Source organism: Actinomycetospora soli (assembly GCF_021026295.1).
In the GTDB taxonomy this organism is placed as follows: Bacteria; Actinomycetota; Actinomycetes; order Mycobacteriales; family Pseudonocardiaceae; genus Actinomycetospora; species Actinomycetospora soli.
Map to the genome: position 1 here is coordinate 26,033 of NZ_JAJNDA010000003.1, position 25,895 is coordinate 51,927.

General features: G+C 75.8%; 19 protein-coding genes and 1 pseudogene. 9 read left to right on the plus strand and 11 right to left on the minus strand.

Annotated features, from left to right (window positions below; all coding sequences use genetic code 11):
* Window positions 1–95: 95 nt before the first annotated feature.
* The 3 genes from LN037_RS05075 to LN037_RS05085 form a co-directional block, all read right to left on the minus strand.
* Window positions 96–1,625, minus strand: coding sequence for a dynamin family protein (locus tag LN037_RS05075; RefSeq protein WP_230750457.1), 1,530 nt, complete (start codon window positions 1,623–1,625; stop codon window positions 96–98).
* Window positions 1,622–3,661 carry a dynamin family protein gene (locus tag LN037_RS05080; RefSeq protein WP_230750460.1) on the minus strand — a complete coding sequence of 680 codons (2,040 nt, stop codon included), beginning with the start codon at window positions 3,659–3,661 and terminating at the stop codon, window positions 1,622–1,624. Before LN037_RS05080 ends, LN037_RS05075 begins: the two co-directional genes overlap by 4 nt.
* 313 nt (window positions 3,662–3,974) lie before the next feature.
* The gene (locus LN037_RS05085; RefSeq protein WP_230750462.1) at window positions 3,975–4,913 is read right to left on the minus strand and encodes an IniB N-terminal domain-containing protein; all 939 of its coding nucleotides are present in this window, start codon (window positions 4,911–4,913) and stop codon (window positions 3,975–3,977) included.
* Between the two features lie 297 nt (window positions 4,914–5,210).
* Between LN037_RS05085 and LN037_RS05090 the strand changes: the two genes are divergently transcribed.
* A complete protein-coding gene (locus LN037_RS05090) occupies window positions 5,211–7,445 on the plus strand; it encodes an Hsp70 family protein (RefSeq protein WP_230750464.1) in 2,235 nt (744 codons plus the stop codon).
* Window positions 7,442–8,959, plus strand: a complete 1,518-nt coding sequence (locus LN037_RS33375) for a helix-turn-helix domain-containing protein (protein ID WP_230750466.1) — start codon at window positions 7,442–7,444, stop codon at window positions 8,957–8,959. Before LN037_RS05090 ends, LN037_RS33375 begins: the two co-directional genes overlap by 4 nt.
* A 44-nt stretch (window positions 8,960–9,003) precedes the next feature.
* Here LN037_RS33375 and LN037_RS05100 read toward each other — a convergent pair whose 3' ends face one another.
* The 5 genes and pseudogenes from LN037_RS05100 to LN037_RS05120 form a co-directional block, all read right to left on the minus strand.
* The gene (locus LN037_RS05100; RefSeq protein WP_230750468.1) at window positions 9,004–11,391 is read right to left on the minus strand and encodes a xanthine dehydrogenase family protein molybdopterin-binding subunit; all 2,388 of its coding nucleotides are present in this window, start codon (window positions 11,389–11,391) and stop codon (window positions 9,004–9,006) included.
* 88 nt (window positions 11,392–11,479) lie between these two features.
* Window positions 11,480–12,433, minus strand: coding sequence for a YihY/virulence factor BrkB family protein (locus tag LN037_RS05105; RefSeq protein WP_230750469.1), 954 nt, complete (start codon window positions 12,431–12,433; stop codon window positions 11,480–11,482).
* A gap of 43 nt (window positions 12,434–12,476) precedes the next feature.
* Complete coding sequence (locus tag LN037_RS05110) at window positions 12,477–13,226, minus strand: SIR2 family NAD-dependent protein deacylase (protein WP_230750471.1); 750 nt, start codon at window positions 13,224–13,226, stop codon at window positions 12,477–12,479.
* Window positions 13,227–13,239: 13 nt separating this feature from the next.
* The gene (locus LN037_RS05115; RefSeq protein WP_230750473.1) at window positions 13,240–13,893 is read right to left on the minus strand and encodes an alpha/beta fold hydrolase; all 654 of its coding nucleotides are present in this window, start codon (window positions 13,891–13,893) and stop codon (window positions 13,240–13,242) included.
* Window positions 13,890–14,748 (minus strand): annotated as a pseudogene (locus LN037_RS05120) (aldo/keto reductase). The gene LN037_RS05115 and the pseudogene LN037_RS05120 overlap by 4 nt, the downstream one beginning before the upstream one ends.
* Before the next feature lie 84 nt (window positions 14,749–14,832).
* Here LN037_RS05120 and LN037_RS05125 point away from each other — a divergent pair.
* Window positions 14,833–15,390, plus strand: coding sequence for a TetR/AcrR family transcriptional regulator (locus LN037_RS05125; protein WP_230750475.1), 558 nt, complete (start codon window positions 14,833–14,835; stop codon window positions 15,388–15,390).
* Here the strand turns inward: LN037_RS05125 and LN037_RS05130 are convergent.
* Genes LN037_RS05130 through LN037_RS05140 form a run of 3 tightly spaced genes read right to left on the minus strand, consistent with a single transcriptional unit; the run spans window position 15,387 to window position 19,336 of the window.
* Window positions 15,387–16,406, minus strand: coding sequence for a class I SAM-dependent methyltransferase (locus LN037_RS05130; protein WP_230750477.1), 1,020 nt, complete (start codon window positions 16,404–16,406; stop codon window positions 15,387–15,389). The genes LN037_RS05125 and LN037_RS05130 overlap by 4 nt on opposite strands.
* A gap of 45 nt (window positions 16,407–16,451) precedes the next feature.
* Window positions 16,452–17,915, minus strand: coding sequence for a dihydroorotase (locus LN037_RS05135; protein ID WP_230750479.1), 1,464 nt, complete (start codon window positions 17,913–17,915; stop codon window positions 16,452–16,454).
* Complete coding sequence (locus LN037_RS05140) at window positions 17,912–19,336, minus strand: FAD-dependent oxidoreductase (protein ID WP_230750481.1); 1,425 nt, start codon at window positions 19,334–19,336, stop codon at window positions 17,912–17,914. Before LN037_RS05140 ends, LN037_RS05135 begins: the two co-directional genes overlap by 4 nt.
* Before the next feature lie 165 nt (window positions 19,337–19,501).
* On the opposite strand from LN037_RS05140, the gene LN037_RS05145 reads away from it, so the two are divergent.
* The 6 genes from LN037_RS05145 (at window position 19,502) to LN037_RS05170 (ending at window position 25,886) form a co-directional block, all read left to right on the plus strand.
* Entirely contained in the window at window positions 19,502–20,290 is a 789-nt protein-coding gene (locus LN037_RS05145; protein ID WP_230750483.1) for an IclR family transcriptional regulator, read from the plus strand.
* Window positions 20,287–21,468, plus strand: coding sequence for a CaiB/BaiF CoA transferase family protein (locus LN037_RS05150; RefSeq protein WP_230750485.1), 1,182 nt, complete (start codon window positions 20,287–20,289; stop codon window positions 21,466–21,468). The genes LN037_RS05145 and LN037_RS05150 overlap by 4 nt, the downstream gene beginning before the upstream one ends.
* Entirely contained in the window at window positions 21,465–22,274 is an 810-nt protein-coding gene (locus LN037_RS05155) for an HpcH/HpaI aldolase/citrate lyase family protein (RefSeq protein WP_230750487.1), read from the plus strand. The genes LN037_RS05150 and LN037_RS05155 overlap by 4 nt, the downstream gene beginning before the upstream one ends.
* A complete protein-coding gene (locus LN037_RS05160; protein ID WP_230750489.1) occupies window positions 22,274–23,086 on the plus strand; it encodes a cyclase family protein in 813 nt (270 codons plus the stop codon). The genes LN037_RS05155 and LN037_RS05160 overlap by 1 nt, the downstream gene beginning before the upstream one ends.
* On the plus strand, window positions 23,083–24,480 hold the full coding sequence (locus LN037_RS33380; RefSeq protein ID WP_230750491.1) for an MmgE/PrpD family protein: 1,398 nt from the start codon (window positions 23,083–23,085) through the stop codon (window positions 24,478–24,480). Before LN037_RS05160 ends, LN037_RS33380 begins: the two co-directional genes overlap by 4 nt.
* A 131-nt stretch (window positions 24,481–24,611) precedes the next feature.
* Entirely contained in the window at window positions 24,612–25,886 is a 1,275-nt protein-coding gene (locus LN037_RS05170) for an MFS transporter (RefSeq protein WP_230750493.1), read from the plus strand.
* Window positions 25,887–25,895 lie beyond the last annotated feature (9 nt).

Here is a 25,895-nt window from a genome sequence, read left to right on the forward strand (position 1 = left end):
GGACGGCCGTGAGCGTGGTCGGCTCAGGCTTCCGGGTCGGTCGCGGGACCGGTGCCGGCGGCAGCGGTTCAGCCCACCGCCACCGGGCGCGGCAGTTAGGAGAGCACCCCCTCGAGCGAGCGCACCACCACCTGCGCGGTCTCCGCGGTGTCCGGGTCGGCGAACGGGTTCTCGGCGTGCCCGCGCCACCGGCCCAGTGCGGCGAGGGCCACGGCCCGCAGGTCGCCGGCCCCGGTGTCGTCGGCGACCCCGAGGCGGGCGGTCGGCGCCGGGCCCTGGTCGCCCAGCAGCCGCTCGGCCTCCTCGGTGAGCGCGGTGCCGGCGCGGCCGGGCACGTCGAGCGGCCGGCGCCGCAGGCGGGTCAGCACGTCGAGCTCGACGATCTCGTGGGCGCCCGAGCGCACCCGCTCCACGTGCTCGGCGAGCGCGGCCAGAGCCGCCGGCGCGACGGGCCGCGGCACCCCCGCCCGCGGGACCGGGGAGGGCCGCGGGTCGACCACACCGGTCGTCGGGACGCCGCTGCGGGCCCGGGCGAGGAAGCGCTCGACGGCGAGCAGGGCCGAGCGGGCCTGGAAGACGTCGCGCCGGGCGAGGAACCGGGCCGCGAGGATGTCGCGCAGCTCGTCGAGACCGCTGCGGCGCCCGAGCTCGGTGGCGAGGGCGGCCGAGTCGTCGACCCCGCGGCGCAGCAGGGAGGTGGCGAGCCGGACGCCGAACAGCCCGAAGCGGTCCAGCAGCGCGAGCCGGGTCCCCGACGGCAGGACACCGGAGGCCTGCACGAACCGGTCGGCGGTGAGCAGTTGCGCGTCGAGCTCGGCGCGGTCGAGGCGGGCGAGCGCGCGCAGCGCCGTGAACTCCACCCCGCGCAGGGTGCGGGCGGTCTCCGCGACGAGGCCCGCGACCGTCGTCGTCGTGGCACACCACGGGCGCAGCGCCGGGTCGGTCCGGTAGCGGCGGGCGACCTGCTGGGCGGCCATCACCGCGTCGATGCGCCCGCCACCGACCTCGTCGGCGCGGGAGAGCACCACCAGCGTGCCCGCGGCGCCGACGTTCTCGGCCACACGGTCGCCGTAGGACTCCAGGAACGCGACGTCGGGTTCGTGCAGGTGGCGGACGAGGTGGACGACGCAGTCCACGACGTCCTCGGAGAACTCGCCCCAGACGCTGCGGGTCGCGGGGGAGTCGACGCCGGGCGTGTCGATGAGCGTGACGTCGCGCAGGTGCTGGGTCGGCCAGTCCACGTGCAGGGCGGCGACCCGGGCGAGGTCGAGCCGCTCGGTCTCGATCACGAGCGAGCCGCGGCGGTGCAGAGCGGGCAGCTCGACCGGGTCGTCGTCGCGGCGCGCGCCCCGGTAGGTCACCCCGATGCGGGGGCTGGGTCCGTCGGCGTAGTGGGTCGTGACGCGGGTGCACTCCCCCACCCCGGTCGGCGCGATCTGCTCGCCGACCAGGGCGTTCAACAGCGTCGACTTGCCCGTCTTGATCGACCCGGCGAGCGCGACCCGCAGCGGGCCGCCGAGCCGGGCGCGCTGCGCGGTGAGGGCGCCGACCGCGTGCGGGTCGCCGGCGAAGACCGTGACGGCGTGGTCGAGGACGCCGCGCGTCTCGTCGAGCAGGCGGCTCACCGGACACCTCCGGACGTGAGCTGCCGGTCGTGAGGGGAGGATTCGAGCGCTCTCGTGGCGCGAGGGTTCCCCTCGCGCGGGAGGGCGACCGCGAACCCGGCCCGACACGTCGCCACGCGCCCGGCGAGCAGCTCCACGCGCGCCAGCTCGGCCGTGACGTCGCGCAGCCGCCGGTCCCGACGTCCGCTCTCGACCTCCTGCGCGGCCGCGGCGGCGGTCACGGCCTCCGCCACCGACCGGGCGAGGGACTCGGCCTGCGCGGTGAAGTGGTCGCGCAGGGTGCGCTGGACGTCGCGCAGCAGGTCGCGCGACCGCTTGCTCGCCAGGTGCAGGACCTCGTCCCCGTGGCGGCGCACCGCCTGCTTGGCCTCGGCCCGGCGCCGCTGCAGCGCCCGTTTCCGCTCGTCCCGGATCGTCTTCGACCCGAGCAGGACCCCGGCCCCGACGGAGAACGGGTTGATCAGCGCGAGACCCGACAGCGTCGTCACCATCCCGACCATCAGCACCCCGCCGTACGACCCCCGCATCCCGACGACGAAGCCGTTGGCCCAGCCGATCCGCTCCAGGTCGGGGACCTCGATCCCCGGGACGTCGGGCAGTTCCGCCCGCACGACCATCCCGCCGGGCATCGTCTGCTCCAGCGGCGACTCGGGCGGGGTCGGCGCCACGACCGCGGCGGGCTCCGCCCCGGGCAGCTGCGAGCGCACCGAGCCGCCGGAGATCGCGAAGTGGTCGGCCACCCGCTCGGCGAGCCGCCAGGTGCGCTCCCCGGCCCAGATGAACGTCGTCGTGACCCCTTCCGAGATCTCCTCGGTGAACCACGGCGCGAAGGTGTCCCACGTCGACGCCGGGTCGGCCGCGTCGAGCGCCTCCTCCCCGGCGCGCACCACGTGCCGGATGCGGTCGCGCAGGTCCCAGTCGATGTCGGAGACCAGGTCCGCGACCCCGTCGGCGAGCGTCTGCTGCCAGCGGGCGCTGCGCTCCTTGAGCTCGGCGGCGCGGTCGCGGGCGGCGGACAGCTCCCGGGTCATCTCGGCCGCGGCCTCCGGGTCGGAGAGCCCGATCCGCTCCGCCTCGAGGGCCGCGCCGAACTCGGTGACGGCCTCGGCGACCTGGTCGAGCACCGCGACGGTGTGTCGCGCTCCCGCCGGGTCCGCGACCTCGCCGCGCAGCAGGTCGGCCAGCGCCGGCACGCCGGACTCGGCGAGCAGCTCGTCGTCGCCGACCCGGCGGGCGTGGGCCGCGAGCGTCGCCGACACCGGGACCACCGGCACCCGCCGCAGGTCGTGCGCCCGCAGGTGGCGCAGGTCGAGGTCCCGGACCTCCCGCCAGCGCGGGTGCAGGTCGACCTTGGTGAGCGCGAGGACGACGACGGCGCACTGCCGGTCGGCCGCGCGCAGCAGGGCCAGCTCCGGGGCCGTGAGCTCCCTCGACGCGTCGGTCACGACGACGACCGCGTGCGCGGCCGGGAAGCCCGCCCGGACGGCGAGCCCGCGGGCGGAGCGGGGCCCGCCCTCGCCGGGGGTGTCGACCAGGACGAGCCCGTCGCCGACGAGCCCGTCCGGCAGCTCGACCTCGGCGTGCGACCAGGCCGGGCCGGCGGTGTCGCGCCCGGAGACGGCGGCGGTCAGCTCGGCGGCGGAGACCCGCCGTCGGACCGGGGCCTCGTCCGGACCGTCCGGACCGTCACGCCCGTCGGGGCCGTCCGGACCGTCACCCGCCACCAGCACCGCGGACGGCGCCGGGCCGTGGCGCACGACGGTGGGGAGCCGGGTGGTGACGTCGTCGTGCACCGGGCAGACCGAGGTGCCCGCGAGCGCCGAGACCAGCGCGCTCTTGCCCTGCTTGAAGTCCCCGACGACGAGGACCCGCGCCCCGGGGTCCGCGAGACGGTCGGCCGCGGCGGCGAGGTCGGCCGCGAGGTCGGGGCGGCCGTAGGCCGTGGCGGCCCGGACGGCGAGTGCCGTCACCGCCCGCGCCTCGTCCCGGTCCGGGCCCGTCTCCGGTCCCGGTTCCCCCGCGTCCTGCCCCTCCACGTCGTCCCCCCGCGTCGGTCTCCGCTCCCGGACGTGGCCCTCCTCGGACCAGTCCGTTGGGCCGTTCGGACGACCCTAACGCGCGCGCCCGGCCACACCGGGGCGACGCGGACGCCCGGACGGTGGACAGCGGGACGGCTCGTCGGGGCCGGACACGAGAACAGCCGGGACCCCTGACGTGGAGGGGTCCCGGCTGTTCGGGTCGGGTCGCGGCGGGCGCGGTCGCCACGACCCGTCCCGGGGGCGAGGTGCGGGGGGCAGCCCCCGGGACGTCGTGCTCGGCGCGGGCGCCCCGGACGGGGCGCCCGATCCGTCAGTCGTCGACGCCGTCGTCCACGGCGTCGGCGAGGTCGTCGGCGGTGACGGGGCCGCCGTCGGAGAACACAGAGTCGGAGATCGAGTTGTCGGTCTCCGTGGTGGTCTCCGTGCTGGTCTCGTTGCCGCTGTCGGTGACGGAGTTGTCCGACTCGTCGGTGACCGTGATCGTCTCGGTCTCCGAGTTGTCCGGCGTGGCGTCGCCCTGCGAGGAGGCGGCACCGGAACCGAAATTGGTGGCCGATTCGTCGGTGTTCTCGCCGGCCGCGGTGTCGTTCAGCGAGACGGCCGAGCCGTTGTTCGCGGCGATCGAGCCGCCGACGCTCGCGGCGTCGCCCTCACCGAAGGCCGCGGTGCCGTCGCCGTTCATCATGTTGCCCTCGCCGGCCTGCGAGCCGTCGCCGGTCGCGACCGGGGCGGTGATGTCCTCGCCCGCGGCCACCGCGCCGTCGCCGGAGGCGATCGTCGGGCTGATGTCGAGCGTGGTGGTCACGTCGCCGTTGGCGCGGATGTTCTGCTCGAGGTTGGTCTCGAAGTTCGTGTCGTGCGAGTCGTACGCGTAGTTGTTCGTCACGTACTGGAGCTGCTGGATGACCTTCTCGATCTCCGGCGAGTGCGGCGGGAGGACGGGGCCGGGGATCCAGTGGTGCTCGCCGCCACCGTGGTGGTGGTGCTCCTCGCCGACGACCGCGACGGCCGAGGCGGAGGCGGCGCGGACGTCGTCGTCGTAGCGGGCGGCGACGGCGGCCGGCGCGTGGTCCATGACGAGCGGCAGGGCGTCCCGCACGTCGGCGAAGCACATCCCGTCCAGGCCGGCCGCCGCGAGGGTGGCCTGGGGGTTGGCGTCGAACTCCGCCTGGGTCTGCGGGTCGCGCAGCAGGTCGAGCAGGAACTGCAGCAGGGTCTTGGCCTCGGTCGCCGGCATCGTCGTCTCCATGTGCTCCTTCCGGACCTGTCTGATCCGGCGTTGGGAGCAACGTTAGAAATCCCGAGCCGCCTCGACATCGGTGTTCCCCCCGCGAACCCGATCCGGGGAGGAGGGGGATCCGACCACCCCCCGGGGATCGCGACCCCCGGGTCCCGTTCACCCCACCAGCCCCACCGTTCACCCGACTCTCGACGCCCACTCGGGTGGCGACCCTCAACTGTGACTCTTCTTCCTCCGATTGGCGCAGTATGTTGCGCTTGACGGGGGAGCGCCGGTGTGCGGTCGACCGAGTGATGGGGGAATACGGTGGGTTACGACCTGGGGGTCGACCTGGGCGGGACGACGGTCGTCGCGGCGGTCCTGCGTGACGGCGAGGCCCGCGCGGACGCCGTCGGACTCGGGACCGACGGGTCCCCGAGCATGCCCGCCACCGCCCACCGCGGCAGCGACGGGGTCGTGCGGACCGGGGCGGACGCCGAGCGGCGCGCCGCCCTCGAGCCCGACCGCGCCGTCCGCGACGTCACGGCGCGCCTCGGCGACGACGTCCCCCTGATCGTCGGCGACGAGCCGTGGCGCGCGGACGACGTGGCCGCGGAGATCGTGCTGGCCGCCGTGCGGCGGGTCGCCGCCCTCGAGGGCGGTGCCGCGCGGGCGCTCGCCGTCACGCACCCCGCCGGCTGGGGCTCGCACCGCGAGCGCACGCTGCGCCGGGCGCTGGTCCGGGTCGGGCTGGGACACGCCACGCTCGTGGCCGAGTCGCGGGCGGCCGTGCTCGCCGCGTCCACCTACGGCGGGCTGCGTGCCGGCCGGGTCGCCGCGGTGTACGACCTCGGCGGCCGCCGCTTCCGCGCCGCCGTCATCCGACGCGGCGCGCGCGGCGTGGTCGCCTCCGGCACGGAGGGCGGTGCCGCCGCGCCCGGCACGACGACGACCGAGGTGCTCGCCGACTCCGGCGCCCCGGTCCGCGCCGGGGGCACCGACGTCGACGCGGCCGTCCTCGCGCACGTCCGCGAGGAGCTCGGCGAACCGTTCGACGCGGCGCTCGCCGCCCTCGACGACAACGCCTCCCGCCACGCGCTCGCCACCCTCCAGCGGTCCGCGCGGGTGGCCAAGGAGCGGCTGTCGGCCGACACCGAGGCGCCGCTGCGGGTGACGGTCGGCCCCCTGGACACGACCGTCCGCATCACCCGCGCCGACCTCGAGGCCCGCATCACGCCGCTGGTCGCGGCCACCGTCGACGCCTTCGCCGGGACCCTCGAGGCCGCCGGCGTGACGCCCGACCAGGTCGTCCTCGTCGGCGGCTCGTCCCGCATCCCGCTCGTCGCGCGCCTGCTCGCCGAGGAGCTCGGCCGCCCGGTGCACCCCGAGCTCGACCCCATCACGGTCGTCGCCGAGGGTGCGGCCCTCGCCGCGGCCGGACACGCCGCGGCCCGTCGGCACGAGGCCCTCACCGGCCCCGCCTCCGGTTCCTTCCCGACGACCGGCCCCGCCTCGGGTGCCTTCCCGACGACCGGTCCCGCCTCGGGTGCCTTCCCGACGACCGGTCCCGCCTCGGGTGCCTTCCCGGCGACCGGGCCGGCGTCCGCGCCGTTCGCCGCCACCGCGGCGGGTGTGCGGGAGCGGCGCCGGGTCGAGGCGGAGCGGCGACCGGTCCCGACCGGGGCGTCCGACCGACCCGCGCCGGTCGAGCGGCACGCCGCCGTCGGCGCCGCCATCGCCGCGGGCGCCGCGCTCGGGGCGTCCGCCGCCCGGTCGCGCACCCCGGTCGCGACCTCGGCACCCGCCTCCGGCGACGGCGACTGGGGTCCCCCCTCCGCCCTGCCCGCCACGACCGAGGAGGCACGTCCCGCACGGTCGGGCTCGACGGCGCTCATGGAGCGGCCCCGGACCCCGAACGACGACGTGCCGCGCCCGCCGGTCGCGACCGCCGCCGCGCCGGTCGGCGAGCACGCCCCCCAGGGGGTGTTCCAGCGCTACCGGACGGCGCTGCTCGTGCTCCTGGTCCTCCTCGTGCTGGCCGCCGCGGCCGTGCTCGTGCCGATCCCCGGACTGACGACCGCCCGGACCTCGTCGACCACGACCACCACGCCGGCCCCGACCACGCCGCCGCCCGGACCGACCCCGGCGGCCGCCGCGCCGCTCGTCCCGCTCCCGCCGACCGGGCCGGCGTCCTCCCCCGAGGCTGCACCACCCGCCGACGGGACGACGGAGCAGGAGCAGTCCTCCGACGCCGGGACCACCACCCGCCGACCGGCCACGACGACCCGCTCCTCCCGCACCCCGACCGCGCAGAACGTGCGACCCGCGGGCGGCTCGGCCCCGGTCGCCGCGCCGCAGGCCGTGGGGCCCGCCCCGTCCCCGGCCGCGGTGCAGCCCGCCCGGCCGGCGCAGCCCGCCCCACAGGAGCCCGCCGCGTCGGCGCCCTCCCCCGACGTCGCGAGCCCCGCGGCGCAGGCCCCCGCGGCCACCCCGTCGGCCGCGGACACGCCCGTCGCCTCGGCGCCGAGCAGTGTCGCGCCGACGACCGGGACGCCCTCGTGACTCCCGAGCCCACCGACGGCGCCGCAGCCACCCGGGCCGCGCTCGCTGGCGACTCCGACACCGCCCTGCGACTCGCCGACGTCGCGTTGCGCACCGGTGACGGCGCCGACCGCCTGCTCGGTGCCCGGGTGCTCGCCGCGGTCCTCCCCCAGCGCGGGCTGCTCGCCCGGGCCGCGGAGGTGCACCGATGGCTCGCGCGGCAGGACGCGGCCACTCCGGACGCCGTGGTCAGCCTGCTCGGCACCGGCGCGCTCGACGAGGCGCGCGGCGCGCTCGCCCCCGCGGCCGACGCACTGCCCGGGCTGCGCGACGGCGCCGACACGCTCACCGCCGAGGGGCTGCTCGCCTCGGTCGACGGCCGCGACACGACGGCGGGTACCTCCCTGTCCTTGCTGGTCCGCGCGACGACCTCCCTCGCGGCGACCGGTGAGCGGACCCCGGCCGCCGACTCCCCCGCCGCCCTCGGCGCGCTGCTCGCGCTGCACCGCGGGGAGCCGGAGCTCGCGGACCCGCTGCTCGACCTCGCCGTCGACGCGGACCTCGGCGGCCCCGCCCTGCGCCGTCGGCACCTGCTCCTGCGGGCGTGGTCGGCGATGCTGCGCGACGACGAGGCCGCCGCCCGCGCCGCCCTGGCCGCCGCCGACGACCTGCCGGGCACCCCGGAGCCGCGCGACGCGCTCGTCACCGTGGCCTGCGAGGTCGCCCTCGCCCGCCGGGCCGGCGACACCCGCCGCCTGCTCGACCTGTGGTCGCGCGCCCGGCAGGCCCTCCTGCGCCACCCCGTCGACCTGTACTGCCTGCTGCCCGTCGGCGAACTCGCGATCGCCGCGGCCCGGCTCGGCGAGAGCCGGTGGGTCGACCCGCACCTCGCCGAGGCCACCGCCCTCCTCGCGTCGCTGGGCGACCCGCCCTCGTGGTCGACCTCCTGGCACTGGGCGCGGCTGCACGCGGCCATCACCGCCGACGACCGCGCCGCCGCCGGCGACCACGCGGCCGCCCTCGAGGACGCCGCGCAGACCAACGACCGCGCGGTCGCCCCCGCCCGCGCCGCCCGCGTGTGGCTCGCGGTGCTGGCGGGCGAGATCGACGCCGAGGCGGTCGTCGCGACGGCGACCGCCCTACGTGCGGTCGGCCTCGCCTGGGACGGCGCGCGCCTCGCCGGCGAGGCCGCCATCCGCACCACCGACCGCACCGACTCGGCCACCCTCCTCGCCTGCGCCCGCGCCCTCCAGGCCGGCCGCGTCCCCACGGCGCCCGAGCCCCTTCCCGACGCCGGGTCCTCCCGGGCCGCCGCGGTCACCCGCGCCCGGCGGGAGGCGACGTTGACCGACCGGGAGCGCGACATCGCCGAACTCGTACTGGAGGGCCTCACCTACCGCGAGATCGCCGGGCGCCTGTTCCTCTCGACGAAGACGGTCGAGCACCATGTCGCGCGCATCCGCCGTCGCCTCGGCTCGGAGAGCCGGGCCGAGCTGTTCAGCGAGCTGAAGGTGCTGGTCGCATGTGAGCACTAACGGTCGCTATAGCGACCGTTGGTGCTCACCTGCGCGCAGCGCACCTACACGTCGACCGACGCCGCCTCCGGGTCGCCCGAGGCCCCGCCGCGCACCGGCAGGGTGGCGAACACGGCCGGCGGCTCCGACCACGGCTCGGCGAGGGTGCCTGCCTCGGCGTCGCGGACGGTGTGCCACACCCGGTCCGGGGTGAGCGGCATGTCGACGTGGCGCACCCCGAGGTGGGCGAGCGCGTCCACGACGGCGTTCTGCACCGCCGGCGTCGACCCGATCGTCGCCGCCTCGCCGATCCCCTTCGCCCCGAGCGGGTTGTACGGGGTGGGCGTCTCGGTCGACGCGGCCTCGAACATCGGCAGCTCCGCGGCGGTCGGCAGCAGGTAGGCGGCGAACGAGCCGGTCGTGGGGTTGCCGTCGGCGTCGTAGGAGAAGCCCTCCCACAGCGCCTGCGAGATGCCCTGCACCAGCCCGCCGTGCTGCTGGCCCGCGACGAGGGTCGGGTTGAGCACGCGCCCGCAGTCGTCGACCGCGATGTGCCGGATCGGCGTGACCCGCCCCGTGTCCAGGTCCACCTCGACGACGCTGACGTGCGCGCCGAACGGGTAGGTCGCGCCGGGCTGCGACTCGTCGCGCGCCTCGGCCAGCGACACCCCCTGCTCGTGGGCGGCCGTGGCGACCTCGGCCCACGACAGCGACCGCCCGGGGACGCCCGCCACGCCGACCGACCCGTCGTCGAGAACGGCGATGTCCTCCGGCGCCGCCTCGAACACCGAGGCGACCACCTCGCGAGCCCGCGAGAGGACCGTGTCGGCGGCGACGAGGACGCTGGAGCCGGCCAGCTGCAGCGACCGCGACCCGCCGGTGCCGCCGCCGTGCGGGACGGTGGCGGTGTCGGACTGGACGAAGCGGATGCGCTCCATCGGGATGCCGAGCCGGTCGGAGACGATCATCGCGAACGACGTCGCGTGTCCCTGCCCGTGCCCGGAGGTGCCGACGGCGACCGTGGCCCCGCCGTCGTCGTCGACCGTGACCTTCCCGTACTCCTGCGCGGCGCCACCCGCCGTCACCTCGACGTACACCGCGAGGCCGACGCCCAGCACCACCCGGTCGCCGCGGTCCCGACGACGGGCCTGCTCGGCCCGGAGCTCGTCGTACCCGGCGAGGCGCAGCGCCTCGTCGAGGGGCTTGGCGTAGTCGCCGGAGTCGTAGAGCGAGCCGGTGACGGTCGTGTAGGGGAACTGGTCGGGGGCGAGGAAGTTGCGGCGGCGCAGCTCGGCGGGGTCCATCCCCAGCTCGGCGGCACCCATGTCGACGAGCCGCTCCAGCATCGCCGCGGCCTCGGGGCGACCGGCGCCGCGGAAGGCGCCCATCGGCGTCGTCGTGGTGAGCGCGGCCGCGGCGCCGTACGAGATCGCCGGGATGCGGTAGACGCCCTGGGCCATGTTGCGGGTCGGGCCGAGCGCGAGGGCGCCGCCGAACCCGGCGTAGGCCCCGGCGTCGCCGACGACCCGCGCGCGGAGGCCGACGATCGTCCCGTCGCGGCGCAGCCCGAGCTCGGCGTACTGCACCTGGCCGCGGCCGTGCGGCATCGCGGTGAGGTTCTCGCTGCGGGTCTCGGTCCAGGTCACCGGCCGGCCGAGCCGGCGGGCGAGCTCGATGACCACGGCGTGTTCGGGGGCCATGCCGGCCTTGCCGCCGAAGCCGCCGCCGACGTGCGGGGCGACGACGCGCACCCGCTGCGGGTCCCAGCCCCACTGCGTGGCGACCTGGTCGCGCAGGCCGTGCGGCATCTGGGTGGAGACGTGGACCGTGATGTCGTACGTGTCGTCGCCGGGCTCGGCCGTGACCGAGTTGCCCTCCATCGGCGCGACCGCGAGGCGCTGGTTGACGATGCGCGCCCGGACCACGACCTCGGCGTCGGCGAGCGGGTCCGGGTCGTCGGGGCCGTCGGCGTCGCGCATGCCGGCGGCGAGGTTGGAGCCGAGCTCCTCGAACTGCAGCGGGGCGCCGGCGGCGAGCGCCGCCTCGGGGTCGACGACGGGCTCGAGCGGGTCGTAGTCGACCTCGACGAGCTCGGCGGCGTCGACCGCCTCGGCCGTCGTCGTCGCGACGACCGCCGCCACCATGTCGCCGACGAACCGCACCTTCCCGCGGGCGAGCAGCGGCCGGGCGCAGGCGTCGTTGAGGACCATGAACTGGCGGTGGTCGGGCAGGTCGACGAGGTCCTCGGCGGTCACCACGGCGACGACGCCGGGCGCCTCACGGGCCTTGTCGACGCTCACGCCCTCCAGCCGCGCGTGCGCCAGCGGCGACCGCACGAAGACGACGTGCAGCGCGCCCGGCGGGACGATGTTGTCGACGTAGGTGGCGCGACCGCGGATCAGCTCCGGGTCCTCGACGCGGCGGACGGCGGTTCCGAGAATCGACCCTGGCATGCGCTCGACGCTATGCCTTCGAGTGCGCTCGAACGCAAGGTGCCGGAGGCCCGTGAGTACTTCCGACGGTGATAGCCGTCAGAAGTGCTCACATGCGCAGCACCTTCCCGACCAGCCCCGCCGACGCGCCGACCGCCAACGTCCCGCCCGCACGGCGCAGGCCACCCGCCGTCGTGGTCTCCGCGTCCGTCGCCGACGTCGCGCTCCACACCGTGACGAACAGCAGCCAGCGCATCAGCGTGTAGACGAACAGGAGCAGCCCGACGAGGGCTCCGAGGGTCGCGACCGCGGGCGAGTGCGTGAGCAGCGCCAGGTAGAGGCCGCCGAGCTGCTGCAGGGCCGCGAGCCCGAGCGCCCCGACGGCGGCCGGCAGCAGGACCTCCCGCACCGGACGCCGGGCGCGCGGCAGCTTGGCGAGGCACCAGCCGACCACCACCCAGTTCGCCAGCAGCCCGACCACCAGCGACCCGGCCGTGAGCAGCACCCGCGCCCCGAGGGTGCCGCCGAGTCCGAGCGCCTCGAGGACCTGAGTGCCGATCCGCCCGCTCAGGGCCGCCGAGGCGAACGAGAGCACCATGGCGACGCCGATACCGAGCAGCGTCACCACGTCGGAGAGCACCGTCCGCCACAGCCGCTCCCGCGGTCGCGACTGGCCCAGCATCGCGGTCACCGAGTCGCGGACGTGGGCTATCCAGCTCCAGCCGGAGAACAGCGCGATCGCGAGCGCGAGCACCCCGAGCCGACCGCGCTCGCCCACCACGGTGTGCACCACCCCGCCGACCGCGCCGGAGGCGCCGGCCGGCAGCGCGACCGCGAGTGCGGCGTCGAGTTGGGCGAGGACGACACCGTCGGCGGCGAGCACGAACCCGGTCGCCGCCACCGCGAGCATCAGCAGCGGCACGAGCGCGAGCAGCGTGAAGAAGGTCAGGGCCGCCGCGTGGTGGTTGCCGTCCCGGTCGCGGTAGCGCCCGACCGTGCGGACGAGCCGCCGGACCGACGGCGCCTCGGCCACCCGTCGTCGTGCCGCCCCGATCCGCGTCATGGGGGCCACCCTCGCACCCCGGCCGCGCCCGACGCGGGACCGGTCAGCCCACGATCGCGGGCAGCACCTCGGAGATCCCGCCGCGGAGCACCACGGAGGCGACCGGGTCGTACGGCGTCGGCTCGGCGTTCACGATGATCACCTCGGCGCCGACCGCGCAGGCGACGTCCACCAGGCCGGCCGCCGGGTGCACGCCGAGCGAGGTGCCGATCGCGAGGAACAGGTCGCAGGCCAGCGTCGCGTCGCGGGCGCGGGTGAGCACGTCGACGTCGAGCATCTCGCCGAACATGATCGTGGTGGCCTTGAGGATGCCGCCGCAGTCCACGCAGCGCGGGTCGTCCTCACCGGCCCGCACGCGGTCGCGGGCCTCGGCCATCGGCGCGACCGCGCCGCAGCCCAGGCACACCGTCCCGTGGTTGCTCCCGTGCAGCTCGGCGACCAGGCCCGGGGACGACCCCGCCTTCTGGTGCAGCTCGTCGATGTTCTGGGTGAGCAGCGCGAGGAGGCGGCCCGAGCGCTCGAGCTCGACCAGCGCCTCGTGCGCCCGGCCCGGGACCGCCGCGAACATCGGGTGGTCGAGCCGCTCGCGCCACGCCTCGCGGCGGACCTCGGGATCGTCGCGGTAGTTGTCGATGTTCCAGATCAGCTCGGCCTTCGGGTTCTTCGTCCACACTCCCTCGGGCCCCCGGAAGTCGGGGATCCCGGAGTCGGTGGAGACGCCCGCGCCGGTGAGGACGGTGATCCGCTGCGCCCGGGCGATCAGCTCCCGGGCCCGCTCGATGTCATCCGGCATGCGTGCCACCGTGTCACGCGAGCAGGGCCGCGGCGACCGCGTCCGGGTGCGACAGCGCCGCCAGGTGACCGCCGGGCACCACCTCCGCCTCGACGCCGAGCCGTGCCCGGGCGAGCCGCGCGACGAACGCCGGGGGGAAGAGCCGGTCGTCGCGGGCGGCGAGGACGCGGGTCGGGACGTCGGGCCACCGCTCGAGCGGGTACGGGGCGTCGAAGAGCGCCGCGGACGGCCACGACGGGTCGGTCGGCTCGGGCAGCACCTCGGGGGCCACGTCGTGCAGGAAGGTCACGTCCACGTCGAACCCGGGGCCCGGCACGACGGCGGCCGGGTCGAGTCCCTGCGCGCGTGCGGCCTCCGACGCCGCCGCCGCGTGCCCGGTGGCCTCCCACCACGCCCCGGCGGTCTCCCCCGGCGCCGGGACCATCGGCGCCAGCAGCACCACACCCGCCGTCGGGACGACGGACGCCGCGAGGCCGACGACGAAGGCGCCCATCGACTGTCCGACGAGCACCGCGGGCTCGCCGGTAGGGACCGCCTCGACGCACTCCTCCCAGGTCACGGCGTCGGGCGGCAGCTCGACCGCCACCGCGTCGGGCAGCAGCGGGAGCACGCGGGACCAGGAGGCCGCGCCGCCGCCGGCGCCGTGGACGAGGACGATCCGGCTCACGCGTCGAGTGTCGCGAGGTCCTCCGCCGACAGCGACACCGACCCGGCCGCGACGTTCTCCTCCAGATGCCCGACCGACCGGGTACCGGGGATGACCATCGCCCGCGGCGACCGCGCGAGCACCCACGCGAGACCGACCTGGGACGGGGTCGCCCCGAGCCGCGCGGCCACCTGCTGCACGGCCGGCAGCGACGTCACGTGCGTCTGCCCGGGGAACGCGCCGCCGAGCGGGAAGTACGGGACCCAGGCGACGTCGTGCTCCCGGCAGAGGTCGAGCACGGCCTCGGACGACCGGTCGACCAGCGAGTACGCGTTCTGCACGCAGACGATCCCGGCCGGGAGCGCGTGGCGCAGCTGGTCCGCCGACACGTGCGAGAGCCCGAGCGCGCCGATCAGCCCCTCGTCCCGCAGCGCGGTCAGGGCGGCGAGCTGGTCGTCGAGGTCCACGACCTGGTCGCCCTCGGCGACGAGCCCGGGCGGGGCGTCGGCGCGGCGGAGGTTCACGACGTCGAGCCGACGCCCCGCCGAGTGAGCGCAGGTTCGCCTCCACCTGGGCGCGCAGCTGCTCCGGGCGCTGGGCGAGGCGCAGGTGGATCTCGCCGGTCGCGGGCTCCGCGCCGACCTTGCTGACGACCACCACGTCGTCGCCCGGCGCGAGGGCCGCCCGGATGCGGCGGTTGACCACGCCGTCGCCGTAGAACTCGGCGGTGTCGACGTGGTCGACGCCCAGCTCACGGGTGCGGCGCAGGACGGCGACCGCCTCGTCGTCGGACACGGCGGGCCCGAGGTGCATCGCGCCGTACCCGACGCGCGCGACCTCGTGCTCCCCCAGCTCCGCGGTGCCTCCGGGACGCATGGCTCCACCCCTCGTCCGTCGTGATCCGGAGTAGCCTCCGGTTCCACCGAGGACGCTACACCTGAAACGGAGGCGCCTCCAGATATGCCGCGTGCCGATGCCGCCCGGAACCGCGCCCGCCTGCTCGAGGCGGCCGCCGCCGCGTTCCTGGCCGGAGGTGACCCGACGCTGGAGTGGATCGCCCGCGACGCCGGCGTCGGGATCGGCACGCTCTACCGGCACTTCCCCACCCGCGAGGCGCTCGTCGAGGCGGTCTACCGCGCGGAGCTCGAGAGGCTGTGCCGCGACGTCGACCCCGGCCCGCACGCCGCGACCGCGTTCCGCGCCTGGCTCGACCGCTACGCCGAGTTCGTGCTCACCAAGCGCGGCATGGCCGACACGTTCCGCGCGATGGTCGCCGACGGCTCCCTCGCCCCGCTGCGGACGCGCGAGCACGTCGGCGCGGCCGTCGACACCTTCCTGACGGCGGGTGCGGCCGACGGATCGCTGCGTCCCGGGGTCGCGGCGGACGACGTCGTGACCCTGCTCGTGGGCGTCGTCGTCACGCTCCAGGACGCCGACGACCGTGCGCGGACGGGGCGGCTGCTGGACCTGGTGTGCTCCGCACTCGTGAGCACTAACGGTCGCTATAGCGACCTTTAGTGCTCACGAGCGAAGCACATCACCGCCAGCCGCCAGTCGAACCACGGCCCGGACGTCGCCGCGATCGCACGGGTGAGGTGGTCGTCGAACAGGGCGGCCGAGACGGTGGCCCGGCGCTGCGGCTCCAGTCCCTGCAGCAGCGGTTGCCCGAACGACACGCGGATCGCCGCGGCGACCGCCCGCGCGTAGTCGGCGCCGTCCCCGTACCGGCGCCACAGCGGGTCACCGAGCTCCACGGACTCGAACCGCTCGAGCCCCAGGCCGAGGTCGGCGGTGGACGGGGCGCGCCACTCCGCCTCCGTGCGGTACCACGCCGGGACCACCATCGCGTCCCGCTCCGCCGCATCCAGCACCCCGGACCCGACGAGGACGTCCAGGCCCCGGGCGAGTTCCTCCATCACGGGCTCCGCGCCCGAACGCCGCGGGTGCCCCGAGGCCGCACCGCTGACGACGACGAGCCGCGCCCCGGGCCGCAGCTCGGCCGCCCTCGCCGTCAGGAACGCCGCCCAGTCCGACGCCGCGGCGCGCTCCCACACCGCGGCCTGCTCCCCGGTCGCGACGGTCGGCCAGAACCCGTCCAGGGCGCCCGGGGCCGCCCGCAGCCAGTGCACCGCGATCGAGCTCCACCCGAGCCCGACGGTGCCGGCGGGGAGCAGCTGCTCGTAGAACGACCGCCCGATCGCGGCCGTGTACACGCCCGGCCGCCGGTAGGAGTCCGGGTCCTCGGCCACGGTGCGGAAGAGCGAGGAGAAGTCGTTGTCCGGCAGGTCCGTGTGGACCACCAGCACCGACTGCTCAGCACCCTGCACCCCCTGCAGGGTCTCGACCGCGGCTGCCATCGGCGCCAGCGAGTTCCGGCCCTCCGACGCGCCGTAGTCGACGACGGTGACCGTCCCTTCCGGCCCGGGCGGCGCGGTCCGGGCGGCCTCCCGCAGGAGGTCGAGCGCGAACTCCGCCGACGCGGCCTGGGCCGAGGCATGGGCGTTGTAGCGCCCACCGCCCTCCATCGCCGTCATGTGCGCCCCGCGTCCGTCCGGATCCGTGTCCGGCACGGACCGTACTCACGAGGCCGTGGGCCTCCTCAGGAACGTTCCGGTCGGCTCGCCGACGACCTTGCCGTCGGCGTAGACGGTCCGGCCGCGCAGGAAGGTACGGGTCACGATCGCGCCGATCTCCAGCCCGCGGAAGGGCGTGTACTCCTGGGTGGACTCGGAGTCGGCCGGGTCGACGACCCACGAGCGGTCGGGGTCGACGAGCGCGATGTCGGCGTCGAACCCGGGCGCGAGGTCACCCTTCGTGGCGCCGAGCCCGAAGCGCTGCGCCGGGGCCGTCGAGGTCAGCTCGGCGATCCGCGACAGCGGCAGGCCGCGCTTGAGCCCCTCCCCCACGAGCCCCGGCAGCAGGTACTCGGTGCCGCCGAAGCCGGACTTGGCCGCGAAGACGTCCTCGTGGTCGTCGCCGAACTTGGTCGCCTCCTTGCAGCACGCGTGGTCGGACACGACCCAGGAGACGTCGCCCGCGAGCACGTGCCGCCACAGGGCCTCGACGTCCTCGCGCGGCCGCAGCGGCGGGTTGACCTTGCCGCCCACGCCGTCGGCGGTGTGGATGTCGGCGAGCAGGTGCCCGACCGTCACCTCCCGCCGGAAGTCGACGTGCGGGAACGTCTGCGCCATGAGCATCGCGGCCTCGAGCGCCTTGCCCGACGACAGGTGGAGCAGGTTGATCGTCGGCAGTCCGGTCTCGTGCGCGAGGTACGACGCGATCGTCACGGCGAGCCCCTCGGAGTGCGGCGGCCGCGACGCGCTGTAGGCCTCGAGGCCCGAGAGCCGCCCCTCCTGCTCGACGATCCTCGTGTACGCCGTCATGATCTCGGCGGTCTCGCAGTGCAGCGACAGCGAGATGGCGTCGGCGATGTCCGGCCGGGCCTCCCGCGCGCGCTGGATGCCGCGCATGACGAACTCGAAGTGGGCGATGTCGTAGCGCTCGCCCTCGGGGATCATGAGGAAGTCGTTCTGGTCGTTCGAGCGCCCGTGCAGCCCGTGGCTGCCGTAGAACATGAAGATCTTGAACGACGTGACGCCGTGCTCGTCGACCAGCGCCGGGATCTCGTCGATGTGCCCGGCCTGCATCGGCGCGAGGTGGAAGGCGTAGTCGACGTACGAGCGCCCCTCGGACGCCTCGAGCACCCGCGGGAAGAACTCGGCGTACGGGCCGCCGGTGTTCAGGTAGTACTGCCCGGTGCGCATGTAGGTCAGGGACGTGGTGACGCCGCCCTGCGCGCACGCCCGGCTCTCGGTCGCGGTGTCCTCGGAGAGCGGGTTGTAGATGCCCCAGTGCTGGTGGGCGTCGACCACGCCGGGGAACGCGAGCTGGCCATGCCCGTCGACGACCTCGCGGGCGTCGGTGCCGAGGTCGGGCCCGACGGCGGCGACGCGGCCGCCGTCGACGGCGATGTCGCCGAGCGGGGCGTCGTCGACGCCGGGCCGGACGACGCGGACGTTGCGCAGGATCAGGTCGTGGGTCATGCGGGGACCTCCTGGTGGGTCAGCAGGGACGCGAGGTGGTCGGCGGCGCGGTAGGCCAGGCCGAGGGCGGGGAGCAGGCCGTTGCCGGCCAGGTAGCCGGCGGCGCCGTGGCCGGACATCCCGACCGCGGCGCCCCCGGACGCGTAGAGCGAGCCGAGCGGGCGCCCGGCGGCGTCGAGCACGCGGGCGTCGGCGTCGACGGCGAGCCCGCCCTGGGTGTGGAAGAGCGCGGGGACGATCTCGACGGCGGCGTAGGGCGCCTCGAGCGGGGCGGCGACGCTCCGCCGTCCGACCCGGTCGGCCGCCGACTCCCCCCGCGCGACGGCGGCGGCGTCGGCGATCTCCGCCTCCAGCACACCGGCGTCGACGCCGAGGCGGTCGGCGAGCTCACCGGTCGTCGCGCCCCACCGCACCGCGCCGGCGTCGACGACGTCGCGGTAGTCGGTGAACCCCTGGGTCAGGCCGTCGATGCGGGCGTCGAACACCACCCAGCCGCGGGCGCCGGGACGGGCCGCGAGCATCGCGGCGTACTCCGAGTAGCCGACCGTCTCGTCGGCGAAGCGGCGCCCGTCGGCGTCGACGACGATCGCGCCGTTCATGACGGTGGTCCAGGTCAGCAGGGTGCGCGCGGCGGCGGAGAGCCCGGCGTGGCCCTGGTAGGCGTCGAGGAACCCGGAAGCCGCGCCCAGCTCGCCGCCGAGACGCAGCGCGTCGCCGGTCGAGTACTCGCTGCCGTGGTACGCCGCGTCCGCGATCTCCGGCAGGTGCTGCGCGACGAGCTCCGGTGCGGCGCCGTAGCCGTTGGTCGCGAGCAGGACGGCCGCCGCGGTCAGCTCCTCCGACCCGCCGTCGGGACGGGTCAGGGTGACCCGCCATTCCGAGCGAGGGGCACCCTCGGTCGATCTGACCGACCGAAGGGCACCTTCGCTCGACAGCGGAGACAGCCCCGTCAACCGCGCCGGGCAGAGCAGGTCGATCGACGACGACGCCTCGACCGCCTCGGTGAGGCCGCGCAGCAGCGTGGAGCCGTGGTGGCCGGGCAGCGTGTGGCAGCGCCGCACGGAGTGGCCCGGGTAGTCGACCGCGGCGAGCTCGATCGGCAGGCCGACGTGGTCGGCGAGCCACTCGACGAGCTCCGCCCCGAGGTGCGCCAGGGTCCCGGCGACGGTCGGGTCGGCCTCGCCGTGGGTCTTCGCCGCGACGTCGGCGAGGAAGCGCTCCGGCGAGTCCTCGACGCCCGCGGCGCGCTGGAAGCGGCTGCCGGGCCCCGGGATCATCGCCGTCGACATCGCGGTGTTGTTGCCCCGCCGGAAGTGCGGGTTCGCCTCGGCGACCACCACCTGCCGGCCGTGCTGCGCGGCCCGCAGCGCCCCGGCGAGGCCACCGCCCGCGCCGGCGACGAGCAGGTCGACGTCCGCCATGCTCGACCTCCGTTCCGTTGAGAGAAACGCACCTCGACGGATGCGTCCCGCCTCATGAGAGCAGCTCCACGGCAACGACACAACAACTGCACGCCGTTGACTTGACGGCGCCCCGCCCGACGATGAACCCTGTGTTTCGTCCAGCGGTACGACCTGGAGGTGCAGGTGCCCGAACAGACCGGCGGGACCGAGGCGACGGCCCGCGTGGCGGACGTCCTGCTGTTGTTCGTCGACGGCCCGTCGACCCAGGGGGTCTCGCACATCGCCCGGGAGCTGGGGCTGTCGAAGGCGGTCGTGCACCGCATCCTGACCTCGCTGGCCGGGCGCGGGATGGTCGCGCTGGACCCGGTGAGCCGGGAGTACCGGCTCGGGCCGGCCGCTGCCGCGATCGGGGCACGGGCACTGCGCGAGTCCGACCTGCGCCAGGCCGCGCTCCCCCTGCTGCGCGAGCTGCGGGACGAGACGCGCGAGACCGCCACGCTCTCCACGCCGGTGCCGCACGGCCGGGTCTACCTGGACCAGGTGGTCGGCACGCACGAGATCAAGATGACCGTCGAGCTCGGCCGCCGGTTCCCGCTGCACGCCGGCAGCTCCGGCAAGTGCATGCTCGCGTTCCTCGGCGCGGAGGAGCGCGAGCAGGCGCTGGCCGAGCCCCTCGAGGCGCTCACGCCGGGCACCGTCGTCGACCCCGAGGTCCTGCGCCCCGAGCTCGACCGGATCGTCGCCGCGGGCTACGCGGCGTCGATGGGCGAGCGCCAGGCCGACGCCGGCTCGGTCGCCGCCCCGGTCTTCGGGGTCTCCGGCGACGTGCTCGGCGCCATCTCGGTGTGCGGACCCCGCTACCGCGTCACCGACGAGTTCGTCACCGCGATCGCCCCGCGCGTCGTCGCCGTGGCCGACCGCATCTCCCACCGTCTCGGCGCCGCCCCGCGGCGCCCGGAAAGGACCGCATGACCGCCCTCGCCGGACTCAAGGTCCTCGACGTCGCGACCCTGTTCGCCGGCCCGCTCGCCGCCACCCTGCTCGGCGACCACGGCGCCGACGTGATCAAGGTCGAGCACCCGCGCGGCGACCCGAGCCGCACCCACGGCGCCGCCAAGGACGGCGTCGGCCTGTGGTGGAAGATGCTCGGCCGCAACAAGCGCTCGATCACGCTCGTGCTCTCCACCCCGGAGGGGCAGGAGGTGTTCCGCGAGCTCGCCGCGGACGCCGACGTGATCATCGAGAACTTCCGCCCCGGCACCCTCGAGCGCTGGGGGCTCGGACCCGACGTGCTCCGCGAGCGCAACCCCGGGCTCGTCCTGGCGCGGGTCACCGGCTTCGGCCAGTTCGGCCCCTACGCGTCGCGGCCCGGCTTCGGCACGCTCGCCGAGGCCATGAGCGGGTTCGCCGCGATCACCGGCGAGCCCGACGGCCCGCCCACGTTGCCGCCCTTCGGCCTCGCCGACGGCGTCACCGCCCTGACCACGGCCTTCGCGATCATGACGGCGCTGCGGGCCCGCGAGCAGACCGGGCGCGGCCAGGACGTCGACATGGCGATCATCGAGCCGCTGCTCACCGTGCTCGGCCCGCAGCTCATCGCCTACGACCAGCTCGGCGAGCTGCAGCCCCGCCACGGCAACCGCTCCTCGAACAACGCCCCGCGCAACACCTACCGGTGCGCGGACGGGCGCTGGGTCGCGGTGTCGACGAGCGCGCAGTCGATCGCCGAGCGGGTCATGCGCCTGGTCGGGCGCCCGGAGCTGATCGACGAGCCGTGGTTCGCCGCGGGCTGGTCGCGCGCGCAGCACGCCGACGAGCTCGACGAGGCGGTCGGTACCTGGATCGCGGCCCGCGACCGCGACGAGGTCGTCGCCGCGTTCGAGAAGGCCGAGGCGGCCGTCGCCCCGATCTACACCGCGGCCGACGTGCTCGCCGACCCGCAGTACGACGCGCTCGGCAGCGTCGTCACCGTCGACGACGAGGAGCTCGGCCCGGTCCGCTTCCAGAACGTCCCGTTCCGCCTCTCCGAGACCCCGGGCGCCGTCCGCACCGCCGGCCCGCCGCTCGGCCGGCACACCGCGGAGGTCCTCGCCGAGGTCGGCGTCGACGCGGACCGGCTCGAGGCGCTGCGCGCCGCGGGGGCGGTGTGAACGGGTTCGGGGTCGCCCGGAGCTGGCTGTACGTGCCCGGCCACCGGCCCGACCTCGTCGCGAAGGCCCTCGCCGGCGACGCCGAGGCCGTCGTCGTGGACCTCGAGGACGCCGTGCCGGTGGGCGCGAAGCAGGCCGCGCGGGAGACGCTCGGCATCCTGCGCAGCGCGAAGCCGGTCTGGGTCCGGATGAACCCTCCCGGCGACGCGGTCGGGCGCCTCGATCTCGAGGCGCTCGCCGGGCTGTCGGTCGACGGGGTCCGCGTGCCGAAGGCGACCGACCCCGCCGTCGTGCGGGACGTGGCGCAGGCGCTCGAGACGCCGCTGCACCTGCTGCTGGAGTCCGCGCTCGGCGTCGAGCGGGCCTTCGAGCTGGCGACGGCGCACGAGCTCGTCGTCGGGCTGTCCCTCGGCGAGGCCGACCTCGCGGCCGACCTGCGCGTGCGCGACCGCACCGCGCTGGAGTGGGCGCGCCAGCGGGTGGTGGTCGCGAGCCGGGCGGCGGGCCTCGCGAGCCCGGTCGCGCCGGTGTGGACCGACGTCGCCGACCTGACCGGCCTCGCCGCCGACTCCGCCGCCGCGCGGAACCGCGGCTTCCACGGCCGCTCGGTGATCCACCCGAGCCAGGTGCCGGTGGTGCACCGCGCCTTCACCCCCTCCCCCGACGAGCTCGCCCACGCCCGTGCGCTGCTCGCCTCGCTGGAGGACTCGACCGAGACCGCCTTCCTCGACGCCGACGGCCGCTTCGTCGACCCCGCCGTGGTCGCCGGGGCGCGGGCGCTGCTCGCCCAGAACCAGGAGACGTGATGACCACCGCGACCTCGACCCGCGCCCTGCTCGACGCGATCGCCGGCGGCGTGCGCACCGTCGAGCTCGGGCAGCCGCTGTTCACCGGCATGCCCTGCTCGCCGAACCACCCCGGCTTCCGCATGACGCTCATCCGCCGCCACGGCGACATGGTCCGTCCCGACGGCGGGTCCGCGTCCAACGAGATGATCGTGACCGGCGGCCACGTCGGCACCCACGTCGACGCCCTCTCCCACGTCAGCCACGAGGGCTGCCTGCACGGCGGGGTCGACGCGATGGAGGCCCAGGTCGGCGGGGTGCACCGCGAGCACGGCGCGGAGACGATCCCGCCGATGATCACCCGGGGCGTGCTGCTCGACGTCGCGGCCGCCCGGGGCGTGGACTCGCTCGCCCCGGGCGAGGCCGTGACCGCGGAGGATCTCGCGGCCGCGGGCCCCGAGCCCGGCGCCGGCGACGTCGCCCTGGTGCGCACCGGCTGGGCCCGCCACTTCGGCGACGCCGCGACCTACCTCGGGCAGGCCGACGGCGTGCCCGGCGTCGACGAGAGCGGCGCCCGGTGGCTCGCCGAGCGCGGGGTGGTCGCCGTCGGCGGCGACACCACCGCCTTCGAGTGCATCCCGCCGGGGGCCGGCCACCGCGTGCTGCCGGTGCACCGGGTCCTGCTCGTGGAGCACGGCATCCACATCGTCGAGCACCTCGCCCTGGAGGACGCCCACGACGCCGGCCTCACGGAGTTCCTGTTCGTCATGGCGCCGCTGCGCATCGTCGGCGGCACCGGGTCGCCGGTCCGCCCGGTGGCGGTGGTCGCGTGAGGACCCCCGCCCAGCAGGTCGCCGACCTCGCCGCGAAGGTCGCCCACGAGGGCCTGCCCGACGAGCTGCGCGACGACCTCGCCGCCCGCACCGTCGACCTGCTCGGCAACTGCCTGGGCGCGCGGTCCGAGGAGCCGGGGCGGATCGTCTCGGCGGTCGTCGAGGAGTGGGGCGGTACGGGCGCGGCGACCTCGTTCGCCGACGGCTCGCAGCTCCCCGCCCCGTCGGCCGCCCTGGTCAACGGCACGCTCGCGCACTCCCTCGACTTCGACGACACCCACCTGCCGTCGGTCCTGCACCCGTCGGCGGCCGTGCTGCCCGCGGCGTTCGCGGTGGCGGAGGCGGTCGGGGCGAGCGGGCCGGCCTTCCTCGACGCGGCCGCCGTCGGGGTGGAGCTGACCTGCCGGCTCGGGATGGCCGGGTACGACGCGGAGCTCGGCAACTCGGTGTTCTTCGAGTACGGCCAGCACGCGACCGCGATCTGCGGCGCGGTCGGGGCGGCGGTCGCGGCGGGGATGCTGCGGGGGCTGGACGCCGAGCAGCTGACCTCGACGATCGGGATCGCCGCGTCGATGGGCGCGGGCGTCATCGAGGCCAACCGGACCGGCGGCACCGTCAAGCGGGTGCACTGCGGCTGGGCCGCGCACGCCGGCGTCGCGGCCGCCGACCTCGCCCGCCACGGGCTCACCGGTCCCCCGACCGTCCTCGAGGGCCGCTTCGGCTTCCTGCAGGCGTTCTGCGGCGACCGGGTGCGGATCGACGAGGTCACCGAGGGGCTCGGCGAGCGCTGGGAGACCCTGCGCGTGTTCTACAAGCCCTACCCCTGCAACCACTTCACGCACGCCGGCATCGACGCCGCCCTCGCCCTGCGCGACCGCGGGGTCTCCCCCGACGACGTCGAGCGCCTCGTCCTCGGCATCCCCGCGCCGGTCATGCGCACCATCGCCGAGCCGCCCGCGGAGAAGGCGCACCCGCGCTCGGGCTATCACGCGGCGTTCTCCGGGCCGTACACCGTCGCCGCCGCCCTCACCGGCGACCGCGGCGGACTCGGCGTCTCGCACGCCGACTTCACCGACACCGTGGCCGCCGACCCGGCGCGCCTCGCCCTCGCCGGGCGGGTGGAGTGCGTTCCCGACGACGAGGCCACCGCGGGCTTCCCCCGCGCCTTCCCCGCCGTCCTCACCGCGCACCTGCGCTCGGGCGAGGTGCTCACCGAGCGGGTGCGCGACAACCGGGGCGGGCCCGCACGCCCCCTGTCCGCCGACGAGCACCGCACCAAGTTCGCCATGAACGGCGGGGCGCCGGAACTCGCCGACCGCGTCTGGGAACTGCGCGGCGATTCCTCTCCCCGCGATCTGTCGAACGCCCTCCGTTCCTATCAGCGGAACAATTGACAATCCCACGTCACGAGCCTCACCTGCGCTCTTGACCTGATCTCGTCCGACACGCCATTCTTCACGTCGACGCCACTCGGCATTCGTTCCTTCCAACGGAACGACAAATCCTTCCGGACAGGTGAGGACCGATGCCCACCCGATTTCGCTGGGTCACGATCGCGCTGATCGTCGCTCTCATCGTCATCAACTACATCGACCGCAGTGCGATCTCCTACGCGGTGACGCCGTTCAAGGCCGAGTTCGGGATCACCGACACGCAGTACGGCGTGGTCTCGAGCGTGTTCTCGATCGGCTACGCGGTCTTCGCGTTCCTCTCCGGTCCGCTCGTCGACCGGTTCGGACCGCGCAAGGTGCTCATCACCGCGGTGGCCCTGTTCTCGCTGACCACCGCGCTGATCCCGCTCGCGGGCGGCTTCGTCGGCCTGCTGCTCATCCGCATCGTGCTCGGCGCGGCCGAGGCCCCGGCGTTCCCCGCCGCGACCCGCACGGCCGGCCGCTGGCTGCCCGCCGCCGAGCGCGGTTTCGCCCTCGCCCTCATCGGCGGCGTCGCCGTGTCCGGCAGCCTGCTGATCGCCGGCCCCCTGCTCACGCAGCTCATCGGCGCCGTCGGCTGGCGCGGGATGTTCTGGGTGATCGGCGGGCTGGGCCTGCTCTGGATCGTCGTCGCGGCCGGGCTGCTGCGCAGCACCCCGGAGGACGCCCCGCAGGTCAACGACGCCGAGCGCGCGCTCATCCTCGCGGGCCGCGAGGCCGAGGTGGAGCACGAGACGCCGGGCCGCACCGACTGGGGCGCGATCTTCCGCAACCGCAACCTGTGGATCTGCGCGGTCGGCTACTTCTCGTGGGGCTTCATGTTCTGGGGCTTCATGTACTGGCTGCCGCAGTTCCTCTCCACCTCGTTCGGGCTCTCGCTCAAGGCGGTGGGCGCCTTCGCGATCGCCCCGTGGGCCGCGGGTGTCGTGGGGGCCCTCGTCGGGGGCTTCCTCGTCGACCGGGTCTACAAGCGCACGCAGAGCGTGCGGAGCCGCTACACGATCATGGGTGTCGCGCTGCTGTGCTCCGGCGCCTCGCTGATCCCGGTGTTCCTCGACCCGACCCTCACGGTCGCCCTCATCTCGATCTCGTGCGGCGTGGGCTTCGGCTTCGTCACCGGCGGGATCTGGTGGGTCGCCTCCATCGACGCCGAGCCCCGCCAGCCCGGCACCGCGGCCGGCTTCGCGGACGCCGCCTTCGCGATCTCCGGCGTCATCGCGCCGGTCGCCATGGGCGCGATCGTGCAGAGCACCGGGACGTTCACCAGCGGATTCGTGACGATGTCCGTGCTCGCGCTGATCGGTGCCCTGCTGATGCTGTTCGCCACCCGGGAGCCGGCCCGCGAGGAGCGCGCTGTGCTTCGCACGTGAGCAGAAAAG

Coding starts and splice junctions, on each gene's coding strand:
- LN037_RS05130 (WP_230750477.1), bottom strand. CDS start 16,406: ATGACGGCGATGGAGGGCGGTGGGCGCTACAACGCCCATGCCTCGGCC.
- LN037_RS05125 (WP_230750475.1), top strand. CDS start 14,833: ATGCCGCGTGCCGATGCCGCCCGGAACCGCGCCCGCCTGCTCGAGGCG.
- LN037_RS05150 (WP_230750485.1), top strand. CDS start 20,287: ATGACCGCCCTCGCCGGACTCAAGGTCCTCGACGTCGCGACCCTGTTC.
- LN037_RS05105 (WP_230750469.1), bottom strand. CDS start 12,433: ATGACGCGGATCGGGGCGGCACGACGACGGGTGGCCGAGGCGCCGTCG.
- LN037_RS05100 (WP_230750468.1), bottom strand. CDS start 11,391: ATGCCAGGGTCGATTCTCGGAACCGCCGTCCGCCGCGTCGAGGACCCG.
- LN037_RS05170 (WP_230750493.1), top strand. CDS start 24,612: ATGCCCACCCGATTTCGCTGGGTCACGATCGCGCTGATCGTCGCTCTC.
- LN037_RS05160 (WP_230750489.1), top strand. CDS start 22,274: ATGACCACCGCGACCTCGACCCGCGCCCTGCTCGACGCGATCGCCGGC.
- LN037_RS05140 (WP_230750481.1), bottom strand. CDS start 19,336: ATGGCGGACGTCGACCTGCTCGTCGCCGGCGCGGGCGGTGGCCTCGCC.
- LN037_RS05085 (WP_230750462.1), bottom strand. CDS start 4,913: ATGGAGACGACGATGCCGGCGACCGAGGCCAAGACCCTGCTGCAGTTC.
- LN037_RS05135 (WP_230750479.1), bottom strand. CDS start 17,915: ATGACCCACGACCTGATCCTGCGCAACGTCCGCGTCGTCCGGCCCGGC.
- LN037_RS05110 (WP_230750471.1), bottom strand. CDS start 13,226: ATGCCGGATGACATCGAGCGGGCCCGGGAGCTGATCGCCCGGGCGCAG.